General features: G+C 55.6%; 20 protein-coding genes and 1 riboswitch. Of the genes, 4 read left to right on the top strand and 16 right to left on the bottom strand.

Annotated features, from left to right (window positions below; genetic code table 11):
• Window positions 1-132: 132 nt before the first annotated feature.
• Window positions 133-1,584 (bottom strand): KAP family P-loop NTPase fold protein, encoded by a 1,452-nt coding sequence (locus OCA8868_RS15425; protein ID WP_179214877.1) that lies wholly within the window; start codon window positions 1,582-1,584, stop codon window positions 133-135.
• A 123-nt stretch (window positions 1,585-1,707) separates the two neighbouring features.
• On the opposite strand from OCA8868_RS15425, the gene OCA8868_RS15420 reads away from it, so the two are divergent.
• Together OCA8868_RS15420 and OCA8868_RS15415 are read left to right on the top strand one after the other, a co-directional pair.
• Window positions 1,708-2,124 carry a hypothetical protein gene (locus tag OCA8868_RS15420; RefSeq protein WP_093997485.1) on the top strand — a complete coding sequence of 139 codons (417 nt, stop codon included), beginning with the start codon at window positions 1,708-1,710 and terminating at the stop codon, window positions 2,122-2,124.
• Window positions 2,125-2,127: 3 nt separating this feature from the next.
• Window positions 2,128-3,192, top strand: a complete 1,065-nt coding sequence (locus OCA8868_RS15415; protein WP_093997484.1) for an agmatine deiminase family protein — start codon at window positions 2,128-2,130, stop codon at window positions 3,190-3,192.
• A gap of 442 nt (window positions 3,193-3,634) precedes the next feature.
• On the opposite strand, the gene OCA8868_RS15410 is transcribed toward OCA8868_RS15415, so the two are convergent.
• Together OCA8868_RS15410 and OCA8868_RS15405 are read right to left on the bottom strand one after the other, a co-directional pair.
• On the bottom strand, window positions 3,635-4,789 hold the full coding sequence (locus OCA8868_RS15410; RefSeq protein WP_093997483.1) for a DUF2130 domain-containing protein: 1,155 nt from the start codon (window positions 4,787-4,789) through the stop codon (window positions 3,635-3,637).
• A 41-nt stretch (window positions 4,790-4,830) separates the two neighbouring features.
• Window positions 4,831-5,232, bottom strand: a complete 402-nt coding sequence (locus OCA8868_RS15405) for a rhodanese-like domain-containing protein (RefSeq protein ID WP_093997482.1) — start codon at window positions 5,230-5,232, stop codon at window positions 4,831-4,833.
• A gap of 77 nt (window positions 5,233-5,309) precedes the next feature.
• On the opposite strand from OCA8868_RS15405, the gene OCA8868_RS15400 reads away from it, so the two are divergent.
• Window positions 5,310-5,981, top strand: a complete 672-nt coding sequence (locus OCA8868_RS15400; protein WP_093997481.1) for a hypothetical protein — start codon at window positions 5,310-5,312, stop codon at window positions 5,979-5,981.
• Window positions 5,981-6,628 carry a histidine phosphatase family protein gene (locus tag OCA8868_RS15395; protein ID WP_093997480.1) on the top strand — a complete coding sequence of 216 codons (648 nt, stop codon included), beginning with the start codon at window positions 5,981-5,983 and terminating at the stop codon, window positions 6,626-6,628. The genes OCA8868_RS15400 and OCA8868_RS15395 overlap by 1 nt, the downstream gene beginning before the upstream one ends.
• A gap of 6 nt (window positions 6,629-6,634) precedes the next feature.
• Here the strand turns inward: OCA8868_RS15395 and OCA8868_RS15390 are convergent, their stop codons facing one another.
• The 13 genes from OCA8868_RS15390 to miaB form a co-directional block, all read right to left on the bottom strand.
• Window positions 6,635-7,243: a (d)CMP kinase gene (locus OCA8868_RS15390; RefSeq protein WP_093997479.1), complete on the bottom strand. Its 609-nt coding sequence runs from the start codon at window positions 7,241-7,243 to the stop codon at window positions 6,635-6,637.
• Entirely contained in the window at window positions 7,240-7,719 is a 480-nt protein-coding gene (locus OCA8868_RS15385) for a hypothetical protein (RefSeq protein ID WP_093997478.1), read from the bottom strand. Before OCA8868_RS15385 ends, OCA8868_RS15390 begins: the two co-directional genes overlap by 4 nt.
• A complete protein-coding gene (gene aroA, locus OCA8868_RS15380) occupies window positions 7,716-9,068 on the bottom strand; it encodes a 3-phosphoshikimate 1-carboxyvinyltransferase (protein ID WP_093997477.1) in 1,353 nt (450 codons plus the stop codon). The genes OCA8868_RS15385 and aroA overlap by 4 nt, the downstream gene beginning before the upstream one ends.
• A gap of 103 nt (window positions 9,069-9,171) precedes the next feature.
• The gene (gene trmB, locus OCA8868_RS15375; protein ID WP_093997476.1) at window positions 9,172-9,861 is read right to left on the bottom strand and encodes a tRNA (guanine(46)-N(7))-methyltransferase TrmB; all 690 of its coding nucleotides are present in this window, start codon (window positions 9,859-9,861) and stop codon (window positions 9,172-9,174) included.
• A gap of 31 nt (window positions 9,862-9,892) precedes the next feature.
• Window positions 9,893-10,396, bottom strand: coding sequence for an ABZJ_00895 family protein (locus OCA8868_RS15370; RefSeq protein WP_093997475.1), 504 nt, complete (start codon window positions 10,394-10,396; stop codon window positions 9,893-9,895).
• 60 nt (window positions 10,397-10,456) lie between these two features.
• On the bottom strand, window positions 10,457-11,635 hold the full coding sequence (metK, locus tag OCA8868_RS15365) for a methionine adenosyltransferase (RefSeq protein ID WP_093997474.1): 1,179 nt from the start codon (window positions 11,633-11,635) through the stop codon (window positions 10,457-10,459).
• Window positions 11,636-11,641: 6 nt separating this feature from the next.
• A riboswitch (SAM-SAH riboswitch) is annotated at window positions 11,642-11,689 on the bottom strand.
• Between the two features lie 15 nt (window positions 11,690-11,704).
• Entirely contained in the window at window positions 11,705-13,243 is a 1,539-nt protein-coding gene (lnt, locus tag OCA8868_RS15360; RefSeq protein ID WP_093997473.1) for an apolipoprotein N-acyltransferase, read from the bottom strand.
• A complete protein-coding gene (locus tag OCA8868_RS15355; RefSeq protein WP_093997591.1) occupies window positions 13,236-14,126 on the bottom strand; it encodes a hemolysin family protein in 891 nt (296 codons plus the stop codon). Before OCA8868_RS15355 ends, lnt begins: the two co-directional genes overlap by 8 nt.
• A 50-nt stretch (window positions 14,127-14,176) precedes the next feature.
• A complete protein-coding gene (gene ybeY / locus OCA8868_RS15350; RefSeq protein ID WP_093997472.1) occupies window positions 14,177-14,668 on the bottom strand; it encodes an rRNA maturation RNase YbeY in 492 nt (163 codons plus the stop codon).
• Window positions 14,669-14,737: 69 nt separating this feature from the next.
• Window positions 14,738-15,751: a PhoH family protein gene (locus OCA8868_RS15345; RefSeq protein WP_093997471.1), complete on the bottom strand. Its 1,014-nt coding sequence runs from the start codon at window positions 15,749-15,751 to the stop codon at window positions 14,738-14,740.
• A 124-nt stretch (window positions 15,752-15,875) separates the two neighbouring features.
• A complete protein-coding gene (locus OCA8868_RS15340) occupies window positions 15,876-16,307 on the bottom strand; it encodes a hypothetical protein (protein ID WP_179214876.1) in 432 nt (143 codons plus the stop codon).
• Between the two features lie 2 nt (window positions 16,308-16,309).
• Entirely contained in the window at window positions 16,310-16,879 is a 570-nt protein-coding gene (locus OCA8868_RS15335; protein WP_245848309.1) for an OmpA family protein, read from the bottom strand.
• Between the two features lie 318 nt (window positions 16,880-17,197).
• Complete coding sequence (gene miaB, locus OCA8868_RS15330; RefSeq protein ID WP_093997470.1) at window positions 17,198-18,505, bottom strand: tRNA (N6-isopentenyl adenosine(37)-C2)-methylthiotransferase MiaB; 1,308 nt, start codon at window positions 18,503-18,505, stop codon at window positions 17,198-17,200.
• Window positions 18,506-18,569: the final 64 nt, after the last annotated feature.

The following is an 18,569-nucleotide window of genomic DNA, read 5'->3' as shown; positions in this document are numbered from 1 at the left end:
TTTACGTTTCGCTGAGGTGTCCCAGAACAACAAAAGAGGGCCGGAAACTCCGACCCTGCTCAAGCTGTGCGTTCTACGACCCATCAACAGCCGCGCGTATAGGGCGGTTTCTCGTTGTTTGCAAGGGTCGGGTTAGCCTGAGGCTTCGTGGAACTGAACTATATGTGCCGCTGACAGAACAGCTTTATGTTCAGGTACAAAGTAGGGACTAAGGCCAACCAAAACTTTGTACCATTCTCGGAGGTCGTGCCGGCCCACTCGGTAACGTTCGGGTTCTAAATCGAATAAGGTGCTTCCGATCTTACCAATTGCTTCACGGTGCTCGCGCTCAATTCTTGTCCGTGCTTTGTAATAATCCTCTGCTTCCCCTGCTTGTTGCTGTAGTTCTTCAAATCTTGACAGCATTCGAGAAGACAGAGCCGCCCGTGGCAGAATATTCTCAAAGATGACTCCTCCATCGGTCGCCTCATCAAACGCCAACCAAACCAACAACGGCGCATCCAGCGGCACATTCCGATAACATCGCAATGCCACCTCAACCTTCAACAACACCCGCTCGATTTGACGCATCGACAGCCCGCTTAGCGGGGCCAACTGCGCCGCGACTTCCGCCGCGCGTTCAACTGTGAACTCGGGTCCTTCTCCAAATGGCACCCCGATAATGTCTAGCTTGTCCAAAACCAAAGCCCGCGCCGCTTCTCCAATAACCTCTTTCGTTGTCCCGAGGCTCAGGCGAATATCAACAAACTTCTCCAGATACTCCTCATGGTCATCGTCTTTGTCATCCTGCTCCGGCTTACCAAATCGGTGGTTCGCCAACCGCTCCAAATGCTTGGCATTCACCATCAAGACAAAAACATACCCCGCGCGATCAAACACCAGTTTCATCGCTTCCAACAAGGCAATCACATAGTCAGGATGACAACGATCTAACTCATCAATCAGGATAACAACGCGATCTGGACCGTTCTTCTTTTCCCGCTTAACCTTTGTTTCCGCATTCTCCCCATCTTTCATAGTCAATGCGAACCGCAGATTGTCCAGCTGCTGCGGCAACTCTTCTGCACGCGCCTTCTCAGCTTTCATCTGTGTGGCAATCAGCTGCTTGGCGACCTTTGATAAACCATCGCCAACTCCATCAACAAGCGTCTCTAGTGGTGCCGACGTGTCCTCGTCCCCCGCAGCGGCTTGGCCTGCCGCCTCAATCACTCCATCTACAGCGCGCCCGATGACTGCTCCTGCTACCGCACGTCCACCAACAGCAGCCCATTTCAACCCTGACTTCTTCAGCTTAGATGCGGTCGTCTCGTCCTTCGGACCCAACGCCTCAACCAACGCCCCAATAAACGTCACCACCGGATCACCTGAATGGTCTGACTTCTGGGCATCAATCTGGATGACGACCTCGCCCTCTGCCTTCAAATGCTTCGCCCACGCTTCCCTAAAAAACGTCTTCCCGCGGCCAAACCCCGCCTCAATCGAGATGACCTTGCTGTCATCAATCGATTTAATCAGGTTCGTGAACGTCTCACCCCGAGCCCTCACGTTCAACAGGTCTTCACCCCAAATTTCATCACTCGTCACGCACCGCTCCTGCAATCTTTGGGTGAAATCTAAGGGTTGAGGTCCAGACTTTCCAGAAGCAGGCGCACTTGATACGCGTCATTTCCCTCATTACCGTCATCACAACCCAATTTGGAGCGCCTCATGACCCTTGAAGAAGCGATGGCCGACCAAGCTGCGTGGCTCAACATCTGGCTGCCGATCTTGATGTTCGGTAGTATGATCTTGCCCGTTGTTCTGCTGATTTGGAAACCTAGTCGCTTGGCGGGGCTTGCAGGCATCGCGGCGGGGCTTCTCAGCTTTGCAGCGATTTCATGGATGTACGAACAGCTGGGCTACGTGAAACTACTCGGCCTGCCCCACGTATTATTCTATACGCCGGTGGTCATTTATTTCATCAGCCGCCTGCGCAGCGGATTACTCCCCAAGTACGCGGTGTGGATCATGTCCGCGTCGTTAGTCATCATCCTGATATCATTGGCATTCGACTACACGGACGTGGCACGCTATTTCCTTGGCGAGCGCACTCCACTGGCGGTACCTGCTGGGTTTGAAGGGTAAATCGTGAAGAGACGATCGTTTATTGGAGGGGGCGTTGGCATGGTCGCGTTAGGCACATCAACAACCCTGACTGCGCAAACAGGCTACTTCGTTCCCTCCGAGGAAGCCCGTCACCAGCGCACATTCATGCAATGGCCCGTGAACCGCCGTGTCCATCCGGACCCCCTGTTCCTCGAAATGGCGCAGCAGACCATTGCCGATGTCGCCAACGCGATTGCCGACTTCGAGCCTGTCACCATGCTGGCCCACCCTGATGATCACGCAAGCGCACGGCGCAAGCTTTCGTCTGGGGTTGAGCTGTGGGACATTCCCACAGAGGACCTCTGGTGCCGTGATGCTGGCCCTATCTTTTTGGTCGATGGCAATGGCGGCCTCGCCGTGAGCCATATCCAATTCAATGGCTGGGGCGAAAAACAGGTCAACGCGCGCGACAGCAAGATCGCAGCCGAAGTCGCCAATCGCCTTGGTCTTGAATTGATCCCGACAGGCCTTCGCGGTGAAGCTGGCGCAGTTGAGCAAGACGGCCATGGCCTCCTGCTCGCGCATGAAAGCTCTTGGGTGAACGACAACCGTAATCCAGGCCTGACTCGCGGTGAAATTGAAACCCGACTGCTGCGCGCCTATGGGGCCGACCGAATGATCTGGACCGATGGCGTTTGGGGGGAAGACATCACGGATTACCACATCGACAGCCTTGCGCGTTTTACAGGGCCTAATCGCGTGCTGATCAACCTGCCGGACGATCCCGATATGTCGGATCCTTTCCACGTCGCAGCACTCGATACCCACGACGCACTGGAGGCCGCAGGCCTGCAAATTGAAGTCATCCCAGAACCAACAATCCGCCGCGTAAACAGCATCGACTTTGTCGCCTCCTACGCCAACTACTACGTTTGCAATGGCGCGGTGATCGCCGCCCAGTTTGGCGATGCGGAAACCGATGCAATCGCCGAAGATGCGCTGCGCCGTCACTACCCCGGCCGTGAGATCATCACCCTCAATGTTGACCCACTCGGAGAAATGGGCGGCGGCATCCATTGCGCAACACAACAGATGCCCGCGATATGAGCTGGCTTTCGCGAAACGCCCCGCAGATCGAAGCAGTTGCGGCAACTGTAACCGCTCTCGTCGCGATTATTGCTGTCGTTGGCGTGAAAATCTAACTCGACGCTACAGATGAATTACAAAGGGCGCAATCCGCGCGGGACTCTTACCGCGCTCATCTCGCCCTCGCGACGGCCAATCCAGCATTCGCACTACCCGCTGACGGCTGCGCCATTCTGGCCAGTCCTGAAGGTGGGGCCTACGTCGCCTTCGTCGATCACCTGCGATATTCGGCTGAGCAAATGTTAGAAGTGAGCGAAGGCTGGGAACCTACGTTCCTCGAACAACTCGCGCCACATATAGACTACATCTGCTCGCCCATCGGCCCGACCGGTGATACTGAGGCGACCAGCGACCTCCTGACCCAGTTCAGCACCGCGGAGTGTCCAGCGACGCCAACCTGTGGCTAGTCATCCTCAAACCCGATCGCAAGCGCATCCAGGCTCTCGATTTCCGGCATAGAGCGCCCCGCGATCCCCTGAAGGTCACCATGCATCCCGATGGTTGACGCAATCACCGCGTCAATCTGCTTGGACCGTGCAGCCCATTGTTTTTCCATGAAGAACCGTTCTTTGCGCAGGTTGTCTTGCATGTCTTCAAACCGCTCAACGATGGCATCAACGCGCTGTTTGAACTGGGTACCGGTAAGATAATCATAGATCATCTCCATCTTACTCTCCTGCCCCATCGCACGCCCTTTAGCACCCGCAACATCGAGAATCCCCTGTCGCAATGACATTGCCAGCGGCACGGCATACCGCGGCGCACAGACCCAAATGCCGTCAACAATCCCGAAACTATCAACGCCTTCGGGCAGGGCCACAGACGTAATCACCGCGACCTCACATCCAGACGCGCGCTGGTCATCGCGCAGCTTGGCCAACCAACCAGCGGTCCAATTCTTCGTGCGCTTGCTTTCCCACAAAATGCGCCCCGCGACGGCGCCGTTCAACATCACATCTTGGCGCACATCCGCGCCGCTCACACCCTTGGCGACGGGCACAAAACCGTCCATCGGAAAAGCGCGTTCCAAAGTCTCTTCTAGTACCATCTCTGCCGCTTCGCCTTGCGTTTGCATCGACCCCTGCTCGGATTTTTGTTTGAGCGCCTCGATCTGCTTTTTCATCCCGTCGATCATCTGCGCTTGCTCAGCAACTTTCAGCGCGGCTTTTTCCTCGGCGTCCTTCGACAGCTTTTCTGCCAAGGCATCCCGCTCCGCTGCGACCCTCTTTTGCACCGTCAGTTCCAGCTCGGCTTCTTTGTCTTTCAGCTCTTGCTCACGCTTCATCGCGGTGGCCTGTGCCGCCTGCGCCTCACGCAGCTTAACCTCTTGCTCTTTCACGCGTTCCTGCAACGCCACTTGGTCCGCCACCGCCGCAACCCTGCCCGCTTCTTTGGCCTGCGCTGTCGCCACTTGAATAGCCTTGGCCGCCTGCGCCTCGCGCTTTGCCAACTCGTCATTGAACGAAGACCGAAGGTCGGCAAGCATCGGGCCGGCCAATTGCTCGGTCAGCTCAATTTCGTTGGAACATTTGGGACATTGGATCTTCAGCTCGGACATCAGTGCGTTCTCACGGTTGGTTCACCCAGCCCTACCACACATCATTGTGGCTTTGCATCCAGCACTTCGACTGGCCCGCCATGTTCGACCCATGTGCTGAACCCTTCGCGCAAATGCGAGGCCTCGAACCCCATGTCTTGCAAAGTCGCGACCGTCAACGCCGACCGCCAGCCAGACGCGCAGTGAAACACATATCGCTTATCCTGCCCGAATACGGGTTTGTAATATAGGCTGTCTGGATCGATCCAGAATTCAACCATACCGCGGGGCGCATGAACACTGCCGGGAATGAACCCACGCCCACGTTCGCGCACATCACGAATATCCACAATCACCACGTCTGGATCATCAACCAGCCCGATTAAATCAGCTGTTTCAACCTCTTGAATACGGGCACGGGCGGCAGCAACCATGTCTGCCGCAGATATTTTTAACTTTTTCATGGGATGACGATGGGCGCACAAAACAGCATGGTCAAGCACCCGATTGCCAATGAAATTAACCTGTCTATTGTGCGCGCATGTTTCGCCTTGCTTTCATCCTGCTATTCCTGCCGACCTTTGCTGCCGCCGACTGGTCCCCGCGACCGTCGATGTTCAGCTATGATGCGACCTTTGAAAACTGCAAAGCCAACCCCGACGCTGAAAACCTAGCAGCGTCTTGCGAAGGTGCGATTGCGAACGCCTATGTTCTGAAACGCGCTGTCGCTTGGGCGGCGTACAAATGTTTCCCCGAAAGCTTTGCAACCTGCGCCGCGCCGTTTGAGGAAGAAGGCCTGCCAGCAATTGCCGCATGGATTGCAGTTGATGCCGGATGTGATGCAACAAACGTTCTGGACCTGCCCGAAGACGAACCCCTTCCGGCGGACCACTGTATTTCCATCGCGTCAGACATCATGATCGACGAAGGGGTTGTGCCGCTAAACACAGATATTTCATGCGGTATCGATTGGATCGAGTGCGGGGATATCACCCACATCAATGCGTCTTTCTGGGCCGAACAGGTCGATGAAATCACGCAAGATGATCCCGAATTCGCCAATGACCTACAATCGCGCAACCGCGAAGACTGCGCCGGCGAGGCCCGCGAAATCGGAAGCTGGGCCATCATAATGGACGGGCTGATCTGCGAAGCAGAACGCTCAGCGGCGCTCTGGTCTGACCTCGCCGTTCAATCCGCGCAGGATCAATAATGGGCGAGCTTTTCCTCGTCCGCCACGGGCAAGCCAATTCAGGCGCAACGACCGAAGCCGACTATGACCGCCTGTCCGACCTTGGCCACACCCAAGCGACCCTTTTGGGCAATTGGATGCGGACGCACGAAGCCCCGTTTGATCTGGTTCTGTCAGGCACCATGCGTCGCCACCGCGAAACAGCCGACGGAATGGGCTACCCGCCTGCCCTGTTCGATGAACGCCTGAACGAAATGGAATACTTCGCGCTGGCCCGCGACATGCAGGTCCACCACGACATCGATCCCCCCGTGACGACGGAAGATTTCGTCACCCACATGCCCCAAACCCTCGCGGCGTGGGAACAGGCGACCATCAATGGCGTCGAACCCTTCGCAACGTTTGAATCCCGCATCAATGATGCCCTGGCCGAAGCCGCCAAACCCGGAAAGCGCGTGCTGTGCGTTACCTCAGGTGGTGTGATTTCAATGGTTATGCGCGGGGCTTTGGGTTTGGACACGCATCAGATGGCACATATCTTGCTGCCCATCTTCAACTCATCCCTGCACAGGTTCCGCATCCGGCCCGAAGGCACATTCCTGTCCGCCTTCAACGCCATTCCGCACCTAGACCCGCCCGAGCTAAGCGACCATCGCACCCATTTCTAAACGGGTTTAGCCCCGCGCCGCCTGAACAATTTCAATCGCCCGTGCAATCGCCTGCTCTGCCGTCAAATCAGATGTATCCAACAGCACCGCATCCTCGGCGGGCTTCAACGGCGCCGTCGCGCGTTCACTGTCGCGTTTATCGCGTGCTTCAACGTCTGCCAGCACATCAGCGAACGCTAACCCCATGCCTTTGCCGTTCAGCTCATCCAACCGCCGTTGCGCGCGCTTTTCCGCTCTCGCGGTGACAAACAGTTTCACATCCGCACTGGGGCAAATAACCGTACCGATATCGCGCCCGTCCAGAACGGCACCATCACCACGCGCCGCGAATTGCCGCTGAAACGCGACCAAAGCCGCACGCACGTCAGCGTCAACCGCCACCTTGCTCGCCGCCTGCGCTACTTCAGGCGTGCGCAGGTGTTCACCGTCCAGATCAATAGGTTCCAGCGTCTGCGCGGCCTCAAGCGGATCAGCGCCATGCAACACTTTCGCCCCAACCGCACGGTACAGCAGCCCCGTATCCAAATGGGCAAACCCAAAATGCGCCGCCACAGCCTTGGAAATGGTGCCTTTGCCCGCTGCCGCAGGCCCGTCAATCGCAACAGTAAAACTCACGCCAATCTCCTCAGATGTACAATTAGCACCAACCCGCACAGGTAAAGTGATGCAAACTTAGCCATAGTCAAATGATGTGCGGTCGCGATCACCTCTGGGTCCATAACATCCACGAACATGAAACGATAAATCGCTGCGTTTTCAGACAGATCAATCACCGCATAGATCGCCGCCAGTCCCGCCACGAAATAGCGAACCCAATTTCCGCGCCATCCAAACAGCGCCATCCACAACGCCAGCATAACAATGAAAACACGGTCTATCCGGCTCAGGATCACACCATAAGTCGTACGCGCCGGTTCGCTAATGGCGTCCGCAAACGGCGCGATGCTCTGGGCGTCATAGCCCGTCAAATGAAAGTCCGGTGGCCAATGCCAGTCTGCGCCGGGCAGCACAGTTAGGTAAGTCATCGCACCCATCAGCAGATAGCTGACCAGTGCAACGGTCCCTGTAAACTGGCGCCCTAAACGGATCATCCGTTCGTACGTGTGACGCTCGCCCCAAGGTCGGCCATCAGCCCCTCGAAAATCGGGAACGACGTGGCAATCGGGCCGCCATCATCCACGGACATCGGGTTATTTGTCGCCAGTCCCATCACAAGGAAAGACATCGCGATGCGGTGGTCCAAACGGCTTTCGGCGGTAATACCACCTTCAACGTTGCCAAACCCAAGGCCCGTTACGGTCCACCAATCAGGCCCCTCATCAACCTCAACACCCGCGGCACGCAGCCCTACGGCCATTGCATCAATGCGGTCGCTTTCTTTGACGCGCAGCTCTTTCACGCCCTTCATCACTGTCTGCCCCTTGGCAAACGCCGCAACGACGGACAGCACAGGATATTCATCAATCATCGACGCGGCGCGTGCAGGCGGAACCTCGATCCCGACCATATCGGGCGAGTACTTCGCCCGCAGATCGGCCACAGGCTCACCGCCCTCCTCGCGCATGTTCTCAAACGTCAAATCCGCGCCCATTTCTTGCAGCGTGTAAAACAGCCCAGCGCGGGTTGGGTTCAGCCCGATGTTTGGCACCAGCACGTCAGACCCTTCGGCCAACAAAGCCGCACATACAGGAAACGCTGCCGAGCTTGGATCACGTGGTACAATAATCGTCTGCGGTTTCAATTCCGGCTGCCCGACCAGCGTAATAACGCGGCCCTCATCGGTGTCTTCAACCGACAGATCAGCGCCGAAACCAACCAGCATGCGTTCCGTGTGATCGCGGGTGGCTTCTTGTTCAATCACCACCGTTTCACCGGGTGCATTCAATCCCGCTAACAACACCGCGGACTTCACCTGCGCAGACGGAACCGGAACCGTGTAGCGCACAGGCACAGGGTTCTTCGCGCCCACGATCGTCATCGGTAAACGTCCACCTTCACGGCCAACAGATTGCGTTCCAAACAGGGCCAACGGATCAGTCACCCGCCCCATCGGACGCCCGTTCAGGGATGCATCCCCCGTGAACGTTACCGTAATATCGCTGGTTGCCATCGCGCCCATAATCAGGCGAACGCCGGTGCCAGAGTTCCCGCAATCAATCACATTCTCAGGCTCGCCAAACCCGCCAACTCCCACACCATGCACGGACCATTCACCACCACCGTGGTTCACAACTTCAGCGCCAAACGCCTTCATCGCGCGCCCTGTGTCCAGCACGTCTTGGCCTTCCAGCAATCCAGTGATCTTGGTTTCCCCAACCGCCATCGCACCTAAGATCAGAGACCGGTGCGAAATGGACTTGTCGCCAGGAACATGCGCCTCGCCCTTCAGTGGCGTGCCCTTGCGGGTTGTCATTGGAATGGGGGCGCCGTGGCTCGACATATCGTATCCTTCAAATCAGTTGGCACCTGATAAACCGCCCATGAACGAAGGTCCACTTGTCCCTTCATCTTGGCCGATATACTCCCGCCGGAGGCTCCTGCCCTTACCGCTTGCTGAACGTCAAATAATGCGGTGTGCGGCCTTCGCGTAGCGCCTTTTGCTCATAGCGTGTAGAAATCCAATCATCCCAAGCAACCCCACCCTGCGTGACAAGCTCAAATCCCGCAGGCGGAACTTCCTCAAGCGTTTGGCGCACATAATCGGGAATATCCGTCGCAACGCGGAATTCGGCACCCGCCTTCAGCACACGGTTCAACGGTTCCAAATGCTCAGGCGTCACAAAACGACGGCGGTGATGACGCGCTTTCGGCCACGGGTCTGGGTACAATAGAAACGCTTTTGAAATAGACGTATCCGGCAGCACGTCAAACATATCACGCACGTCGCCGGGATAGATACGCAAGTTGTTAACGCTTGCTTGGCGCACCTTGCCCAACAGCATCGCTACACCGTTGATATAAGGCTCACAGCCGATGATACCCACATTCGGGTTCGTAGCCGCTTGGTGAACCACATGTTCACCACCACCAAACCCGACTTCGAGCCAAACGTCATTGCCTCCAAACAATCCGTCCAAATCAAGATCATCGCGGGCAGGATTGGCGTCCCAATCAACCGCACCAGGCGACAGCGCCGCGAGGTCTTCTTCAAGGTAACCCTTTTGACTGTCCTTCAGGTGCTTGCCTTTAAGACGGCCATAGAAATTGCGGTGGGGGCGGATTGGATCTGTCATGCCAGCCCTTTAACCGTGTGCCCCAGCAACCTCAACCTTTACGCGCCTGCTTGGCTGCCAAACGTTCTTCCTGCTTGATTGATCCGCGAACGCCAGACCACAACATGAGCTTGTTGATAAGGATCAGCACGACAGCCGTGACAGCAGCAACAATCAACAAAATGTCGCGTTCCTCGTTCCAAAGTGACAACAGCCCAGCCGCTTCATATTCAGCTAGAGGTTGAAGGATGATCCCGATCCAAAGCGTCGCGGCGCTCAACACAAATGCAAGGACGGTGAAAACGAACGCCAACATCCAACCTTCACCGCCCGTCATGCGGCGCACTTCGTGCTTATAAAATAGCTGCGCAACAAGCATCGGCGGCAAAATCACAGAAACGACAGAAACCCCCGTGCCACCACCGCCGCTAAAGATACTTTCTGCGATGTCAGGAAGGAACCGATAGAGGCAAAACGCAATCACAAAAACCGCCACCACGACGATGACGTAATACATCGCATAGCGAAGCGAGTAGAAACCGAGGGACTTATTCATGTTCTCACACCTATAAAAAAGGCGCCAACTGCAAGAGCAACTGGCGCCATTTACTAGCTCTTATACCGCTTTCTTCAGCGCATCTACCAATGTCGTCGCTTCCCAAGAGAAACCACCATCCGCCTCAGGCGCACGCCCGAAGTGTCCGTATGCTGCGGTGCGTTGATAAATCGGCTTGTTCAAATCGAGGTGAGTGCGAATGCCATTCGGCGTTAGGTCAATCACCTTAGGGATAGCCGCCTCAATCGCCGCCGCTTCAACGTTTCCAGTGCCATGCGTGTCGACATAAATCGACAACGGACGTGCCACGCCAATCGCATAAGACAGTTGCACGGTGCAACGCGACGCCATACCCGCAGCAACAACGTTCTTGGCAAGGTAGCGCGAAACGTATGCCGCTGAACGGTCAACTTTGGTTGGATCTTTACCAGAAAACGCGCCGCCGCCGTGTGGGGCCGCACCACCGTAAGTATCCACGATGATCTTGCGCCCCGTCAGGCCCGCATCGCCATCCGGTCCACCGATGACGAACTTGCCCGTCGGGTTCACATGCCATTCAGTCGCCGCATCAATCCAACCTTCAGGCAGAACTTCACGGATATAAGGCTCAACAACGGCGCGCACATCGGCGCTGGTCATGCTCTCATCCAAGTGCTGCGTTGACAAAACAATGGAGGAAACACCCACGGGTTTGCCGTTTTCATAACGCACAGAAAGCTGGGACTTCGCATCAGGACCAAGCGTCGGCTCAGTTCCGTTTTTGCGTACCTCGGCCAAACGGCGCAGGATTGCGTGCGCATAATGGATCGGCGCGGGCATCAGCTCAGGCGTTTCATCGACTGCGTAGCCGAACATAATCCCTTGGTCGCCCGCACCTTCGTCACCGGCTTCACCCGTAACGCCCTGTGCAATATGCGCGGACTGTTCGTGCAGCAGGTTCATGACGTTGCAGTACTTCCAGTGGAACTTGTCCTGCTCGTAACCAATGTCCTTAATGCAATCACGTGCAATCTGGTCGATGTCGCCCATCATACCTGCAAGCTTCGCAGGGTCCGACAAACCAATTTCACCGCCAATGACGACCTGATTAGTCGTCGCGAATGTCTCACACGCGACGCGTGCTTTGGGCTCAACAGCGATCAACGCGTCAAGAACCGCGTCAGAAATGCGGTCACAGACCTTGTCAGGATGTCCTTCAGAAACGGATTCCGAAGTAAAAGTATAATTGTTACGTGCCATTGGGAGTGCTCCAGTTAAGTTCAGATCCACGTCAGGAAGCCGTTGTGGACGATTTGCGTTCGGTCCCGCCTAAACCCGCGGCCCGTCCCCGTCAATGCGTATACGCGAACGTTGGGCGATGCCTGCCATGATGCAGAGACAAAGCAACACAAGTAACGGCCAATCACCAATCTTGGCGTATAAAGTCTGCGCAGATGCACCCGGCACAAAGGCATCCAGATATCCTGCCTCATTCAAAGGAAGGCTTTCGGTGATGTTTCCCCTTGGATCGATAATCGCTGAAATTCCCGTGTTGGCAGCGCGTACCACTGGCAGACCTTGTTCAATCGCCCTCGCTTGCGCTTGCACCAAGTGCTGCCGAGGCCCTGCCCCTTTGCCGAACCAAGCATCGTTGGTGAGGATCAACAACACATCCGGTCGCACGTCTCCGCGTTGCATTTCTTCCGGGAAGATGCCCTCGTAACAGATCAACACCCGCGCAAGGCCAAGCCCGTCAATCTGCATCAACCCGTCCCCGACGCCCGGTGAAAAGCCCGCAACCTGATCGACTAAGGTACCAAGGCCGATGGGCTTAAGAAGCCATGCCAGCGGGATATATTCACCAAACGGCACCAAATGCACCTTGTCAGAAATCGCGCTAATACTCTCCGGCTGATCAATCAAAATCGCGGAATTGAAGTAATTTTCGCCGTCACGCCGCTGGATCCCTGCCACAACAGGTGCGCCATGCGCGGCAAGCGACATTTGCTCTGTCCAGGGTTGGGCAAAATTCAACATCGCGGGCACAGATGTTTCCGGCCAGATCACGACATTAGGCGTGGCGCCGCTGGCGGTCAGTTCAATCGCGCGGTCGAAAAAGACCGGCATCCATTCGCGATCCCATTTCTGGTGCTGGGGCGCGTTGGGCTGAATGATACGAACGACGCTTTGCGAGGAAGGTTCAGCGGCCTTTGGTGTCAGGGCCTGCACTCCGATTGTCACGAACAGGACACCAACCAACGCGGGCCAAACCAAGGTCCAGCCTTTGTGCAGGCAAAACGAAACGCCCCCCACCAACGCAAGCAGCAAGAAGTTGGTCCCATAGGGCCCGACCCAAGCAAACCAAACGTCTCCGACGCCGCCAATCAACGTGTAAGACAATAGCCCCCAAGGGAACCCACTTAAGATATGACCGCGTGCAAGCTCGGCCGCGGCCAAGGTTACCGGAAGCCAAATCATGACGCTTGCACCGCGCCCTACAATCCAGCGCGCACCCCAAACCGCCAAAGCCCAAAACAGCGCCAAACCACCCGCCATAAAGAAAATTGCAAACGGGGCCATCCATCCATGACGCACTGGATCCACCAAGAACGGTTCAACCAGCCAGCGAAGGGTGACGCCAAAATAACCAAGACCCAAAAGCCAGCCAAACCACGCAGCCGCGCGGCGTTGAACTGGCAATATCAGAAACGCGAGTGCGAGCGCGACGGAGACGGCCAAAAAACCCGTCATCCACGCCTCATGTCCTAGGGCGGCAAAACCGCCCAGCGCAATCGGCACAATTATACGCAAAACGCGTGGCAAGGCAGCGAAGCGGTTCCGCAATGCGCTTGGGTGCAACTTAGCCACTTGTCACAGCGCCGCTCAATCGAACACGCAGCCGTTTAATGCGCCGAGGATCGGCTTCGACAACCTCAAACACGGGGCCTTCGGGATGCTGAATGACTTCTCCGCGTGCAGGAACGTGACCAGCAAGCATGAACACCAACCCGCCAAGCGTATCGATTTCTTCTTCGTCAATTTCTTCATGTTCCGTTAGCGGCATGCCGATTTCGGCTTCGAACTCATCCAGCGGTGCTTTGGATTCCACCATGTAAACGCCGGGCTTTTCCAGCGTCCACAAAACGTCCTCATCGGTGTCGTGTTCGTCTTCAATCTCGCCAACGACTTGCTCCAACAGGTCTTCAATCGTCACAAGCCCGTCGGTGCCGCCGTATTCATCAATGACCAGCGCCATATGCGTACGCTCGGCCTGCATCTTTTGCAGCAATACACCAAGTGGCATCGACGGGGGCACAAACAATAATTCACGAACCAAGTCGCGCAGATTGAACGATTTGGATTTTCCGTTGAACCCGTATTTCAACGCGAAATCCTTAAGGTTCACAAAGCCAATTGGCGTGTCCAACGTGCCATCAAACACTGGCAAACGCGTCAGGCCTTTCTCACGGAACACCTGCACCAGATCATCACGGCTGATCGTAACGGGAACGGCAACGATATCCGCCTTGGGGATCATGACGTCTTCCACCCGCTTGCGGCGCAGGTTGATCATCCCGCGCGCTTCAAGCGGCGGTGCATAGCCCGTTACAGGCGCGGTGTCTTCGGGGGTGTCCGAGGGGCTAAGCGCCTCAACAATACGGCCAAAAAAGCCGCGTTCACTGGTCTGTTCTGCCGTCTCTAGCTGCGCGCTTTGCGCCGCGCTAGAAGGTCCGTCGTTCGTGTCGCCCATCGTCTCCATTTCCAAAATAGGCCGCGAAACGCGCGACCAAGATACTGTACTTACAAATATGGGTCAGGGATGTCCAATTTACCAAGTATTTCTGTCTCAAATCGTTCCATTAAATCCCCGTCCTTTTCACGCACATGGTCAAACCCCAACAAATGAAGGGTTCCATGCACAATTAAGTGCGTCACATGGTCATCAAACGGCTTACCCGCTTCGGCGGCTTCGCGCGCACAGGTATCATATGAAATAGCAATATCGCCCAATTCAGCATCCATCGGGAGTTGCGGCAGGGTCGGCATATCACCGTCATGTTCTGCGCCGCGTTCATCTGAGGGCCACGAAAGTACGTTCGTTGCCGTTCCCTTTTGGCGAAAGTCCGCGTTGAGGTCCGCAATACGCTTGTCATCACAGGCTAGAATGCTGATTTCAAACGCTGACGGGTCTAGCCCAACCCCCGCCAGTGCTGCGGTGCAAGCAACAGTCGCTGTTGTCTCGAGGGAGGACCAGCGGTCGTCCTCAATAAGGATGTCGATCTGTGCGGTCACGGCCGCGCAACGGGGGCCAGCCCCCGCCCCCCCGGAGTATTTACGTGCCAAAGAAAGGCCCTGGAAAGGCTACTTGGGGTCATCGGCTTCGTAAGCTTCGATGATGGCCGCGACGAGTGGGTGGCGCACCACATCTTTGGAGCTGAAATAATTAAAGTCGATCTTCGAAATGCCCGCCAAAAGGCGTTCCGCATCGCGTAAGCCAGAGCTGACACCGCGCGGAAGGTCAATCTGGGTGCGGTCACCGGTAATCACCATGCGGGAGCCTTCGCCCAAGCGGGTGAGGAACATTTTCATCTGCATCGTCGTCGCGTTTTGCGCCTCGTCCAACACAACGAACGCACGCGCCAAGGTCCGGCCGCGCATAAACGCAAGCGGCGCTATTTCGATCTTCTTTTCCTCGATCAGTTTCTCCACCTGCTTTTGCGGCAGAAAATCATTCAGCGCATCATAGAGCGGCTGCATGTAGGGATCGACTTTGTCTTTCATGTCGCCGGGCAGATACCCCAGCTTTTCACCGGCTTCGACAGCAGGGCGGCTAAGGATGATCTTATCGACATGCCCACCGATAAACAGGTTCACACCAACAGCGACCGCCAGATAGGTTTTACCTGTACCCGCGGGACCGATGCCAAAAGCCAGCTCATTATCGAACAGGGATTTCACATAGGCCTTTTGCGCATCGGTGCGCGGCTCAACCATTTTCTTACGTGTTTTGATTTCAATGCGGTCACCCACACCGAGATCCATTTGGTCTCCAGCAGCGGGAACCGTGCCTTTTTCAGACACCCCCATGCGCACTTCGCGATCAATATCAGCCGGCTCAACAGCGCGGCCGACCTCAAGGCGCTCGTAAAGCGAATTCAGAACCTCAGCCGCTTCTTTCTGCGCTTCGGGTTCACCGTGAATTGATAACTGATTGCCCCGTCGAACAACCTGAACACCCAATTTTTGCTCAACATCCGCCAAATTTCGATCATGTTCTCCGCACAGATCAATCAGCAGGAAATTGTCAGGAAACTCCAACTCAACAGGAGGAGCATCAATTTCATAAGCGGTTGGGGTTTTTGTGGTCGTGGCCAATCATCTCTCCGGCGTTTGGTGTTTGTTCAATGGTGCAGACTCATGCGGCTATGCGCAAGCCAATAGTGCAACGAAAAAGGGCCGCAGATTTCGCTGCGGCCCTCTTTAAACTTGTATACCAACTTTAGTGGTTGTGCGGTTGAGACACAGGGTGAACCGTATGGAAGTGACCCGTTGTCGAACGAACCGGTACGGTTTGTGTGCTCACTGGAATCGGATCGCCAGGAACGCGGTCTGCGATGCCAGGGGAACCACTCTGATATGGGCCGTAAACGACGCCTGGCTCACCTACACAAACTGGCAGACCGGACACCGGATCAAGACGGTTGGACGCACGGCCTTCGATACCATCATCGATGACCCAAGCCTGACAACCGTCGGGCGTTACTGCAATACCTGCGTTGTCCATACCGTGCCCATCGGAGTCACGGCCAAGGTCGCCCGCAACAGCGATGTAGTCGTTTGGACCTTGAACGGTGCGTACACCTTCAAACCCAGTACACGCGGAAAGGCTAAGAGCCGCCAACCCAAGCGAAATTTTTGTAATATTCATCATGATTACCACCTGTAGCAGACAACTTCGACGCGGCGGTTTTGCGCCATGCCGCTTGCCGAATTATTAGACGCAACCGGGCGCGTTTCGCCGAAACCGATTTCGCGTTCGATGACAGCACCAACGCTGCGACCTACATTCGCAACTGCGCGGGCGCGGTGCTCAGACAGGGTCTGGTTGTAGCTGTGAGACGCGCGGCTGTCTGTGTGTCCATAAACCGCGTAACCGGAAACGCCACTTTGGCTGAACACTTGCTGAAGACGCTGGCGCGCTGCATCAGTCAGCTGGTAGCTGTCCGTGTGGAACATGGAATCCGTGTCGCCAGAGAAACAGGTGTTGACCTTCATACAAACTGGGCGACCAGTTTCTGGATCCAAACGGTTTACTTGATACTGCTCAAGGCCACCATCAGCCATCCAGTGCATGCACCCATCAGGGTCAATCCAGACACCCCATTGGATACGTCCGACTTGTTCGCCACGCGCCACGTCTTGTGCAACCGCTGGCGCTGCCAAAACGCTTATAGCAGCTACCGCCGCCAAACTGCGTCTCAAAGTTTTGATTAAGTGTCGCATGACACACCCCTTTCACTACCTTCTAAAGGCCGGAATCCCACCCGTCCTTCATTGCTCGTCTTCTTGAAGACTTTCGTCACGGCAAACCCCTCTGCCAATCGCTCCAAAGGACAGTATAGTATGCCCTTCAAGAGTACTTACATCACATCATCTGCTAATGGATAACAAATTTTAGCCATATTGGAAGGACAAATCACCACATATTGTAGCTGAATACGCAACAAAAGAAGTAAAGAGCGCTGATTGTTTTGCGAATTAGAAAAATTCGACCACTGTCGTCAGATGTTTAGCAAAGAAGCCTCTTGGGCCTTTCTGGAGCTAAACAATTTCGCCACCGAGGGAGTTTCTTTCCGATTTCACAATCCGGACATCACGAATATCGCCGATAGATACGTCGCTGGTTTCCGCGAAAACGGCGTGTAGATACTCGGATTTACCGATCATCTGCCCCGTTTCTCGACCGTGCTTTTCGAACAAAACTTTAACAGTGCGTCCGATCATCGACTTCTGGATATCGTACTGCTGCTCGCTCAACAACGCTTGAAGGCGATGCAACCGCTCCAGCTTCACGTCTTCCTCAACCTGCGCACGTTCTGCCGCCGGTGTACCGGGTCGTGTGGAATACTTGAATGAATAGGCCTGCCCGTAGCCAACGGTGCGTACCAAATCCATGGTGTCCTCAAAATCCGCTTCGGTTTCACCCGGAAAGCCAACAATGAAGTCGCCAGACAACAGCAAATCTGGCCGCGCGTCGCGAATGCGTTCAATCAATTTGAAATACTGCTCACGGGTGTGCTTGCGGTTCATCGCCTTAAGCACTTTGTCGGACCCGGACTGGACTGGCAAATGCAGGTACGGCATCAACTTATCGCAGGTACCATGGGCCTCGATCAGCGCGTCATCCATATCGTTGGGGTGGGACGTTGTGAAACGAATGCGTTCCAATCCGTCAACTTTATCGAGCTCCCAAATCAACCCCGCCAGACCACCATCATGGCCATGATAGGCGTTCACGTTCTGCCCAAGCAGAGTGATTTCACGCACGCCGGCCTCAACCAGTTCCTGCGCTTCACGGATAATCCGATCAGACGGGCGCGAAACCTCAGCTCCGCGCGTATATGGAACTACACAGAATGCGCAAAACTTGTCGCACCCTTCCTGAACCGTCAAAAACGCAGTCGGCCCACGCTTTGCCTTCGGGCGTGATTTGAGCGTTTCAAATTTGTCGTCTTCAGGGAAATCCGTGTCCAACGCGGTCTCACCACGGGCCAAAGCGTCTTCCATCTGTGGCAACCGGTGGTAGCTTTGCGGGCCAACGACGAGGTCAACCATCGGCTGGCGCTTCATGATCTCGGCACCCTCAGCCTGCGCAACGCAGCCTGCCACACCAATTTTCAAGTCAGGGTTTGCCGTCTTGAACCCCTTAAGGCGCCCCAGCTCGGAATAAATCTTTTCCGCCGCCTTTTCACGAATATGGCAGGTGTTCAGCAGGATCATATCCGCATCATCCGGCTTGTCCGTGGTCACATACCCCTTCCCGCCAAGGCTTTCGGCCATGCGTTCACTATCATAAACATTCATCTGGCAGCCGTAGGTTTTGATAAACAGCTTTTTAGGGTCAGACATGGGAAGGCCTCTCAATGGATCAGGGCCGCATTTAGCGCACCCCTACCCCGCTTGCAATGAAGAG

The sequence above is a fragment of the Octadecabacter ascidiaceicola genome (assembly GCF_900185015.1).
Taxonomy (GTDB): domain Bacteria; phylum Pseudomonadota; class Alphaproteobacteria; order Rhodobacterales; family Rhodobacteraceae; genus Octadecabacter; species Octadecabacter ascidiaceicola.
Note: the sequence above shows the minus strand (reverse complement) of the source record. Positions and strands in the feature narration are given on the sequence as shown.

Bases quoted from the DNA above. Each gene is read 5' to 3' on its own strand.
- OCA8868_RS15420 (WP_093997485.1), top strand. From the start codon at position 1,708: ATGACCCTTGAAGAAGCGATGGCCGACCAAGCTGCGTGGCTCAACATC.
- OCA8868_RS15410 (WP_093997483.1), bottom strand. From the start codon at position 4,789: ATGTCCGAGCTGAAGATCCAATGTCCCAAATGTTCCAACGAAATTGAG.
- OCA8868_RS15405 (WP_093997482.1), bottom strand. From the start codon at position 5,232: ATGAAAAAGTTAAAAATATCTGCGGCAGACATGGTTGCTGCCGCCCGT.
- OCA8868_RS15400 (WP_093997481.1), top strand. From the start codon at position 5,310: ATGTTTCGCCTTGCTTTCATCCTGCTATTCCTGCCGACCTTTGCTGCC.
- OCA8868_RS15395 (WP_093997480.1), top strand. From the start codon at position 5,981: ATGGGCGAGCTTTTCCTCGTCCGCCACGGGCAAGCCAATTCAGGCGCA.
- OCA8868_RS15385 (WP_093997478.1), bottom strand. From the start codon at position 7,719: ATGATCCGTTTAGGGCGCCAGTTTACAGGGACCGTTGCACTGGTCAGC.
- aroA (WP_093997477.1), bottom strand. From the start codon at position 9,068: ATGTCGAGCCACGGCGCCCCCATTCCAATGACAACCCGCAAGGGCACG.
- trmB (WP_093997476.1), bottom strand. From the start codon at position 9,861: ATGACAGATCCAATCCGCCCCCACCGCAATTTCTATGGCCGTCTTAAA.
- OCA8868_RS15370 (WP_093997475.1), bottom strand. From the start codon at position 10,396: ATGAATAAGTCCCTCGGTTTCTACTCGCTTCGCTATGCGATGTATTAC.
- metK (WP_093997474.1), bottom strand. From the start codon at position 11,635: ATGGCACGTAACAATTATACTTTTACTTCGGAATCCGTTTCTGAAGGA.
- OCA8868_RS15355 (WP_093997591.1), bottom strand. From the start codon at position 14,126: ATGGGCGACACGAACGACGGACCTTCTAGCGCGGCGCAAAGCGCGCAG.
- OCA8868_RS15340 (WP_179214876.1), bottom strand. From the start codon at position 16,307: ATGATGAATATTACAAAAATTTCGCTTGGGTTGGCGGCTCTTAGCCTT.
- OCA8868_RS15335 (WP_245848309.1), bottom strand. From the start codon at position 16,879: ATGCGACACTTAATCAAAACTTTGAGACGCAGTTTGGCGGCGGTAGCT.
- miaB (WP_093997470.1), bottom strand. From the start codon at position 18,505: ATGTCTGACCCTAAAAAGCTGTTTATCAAAACCTACGGCTGCCAGATG.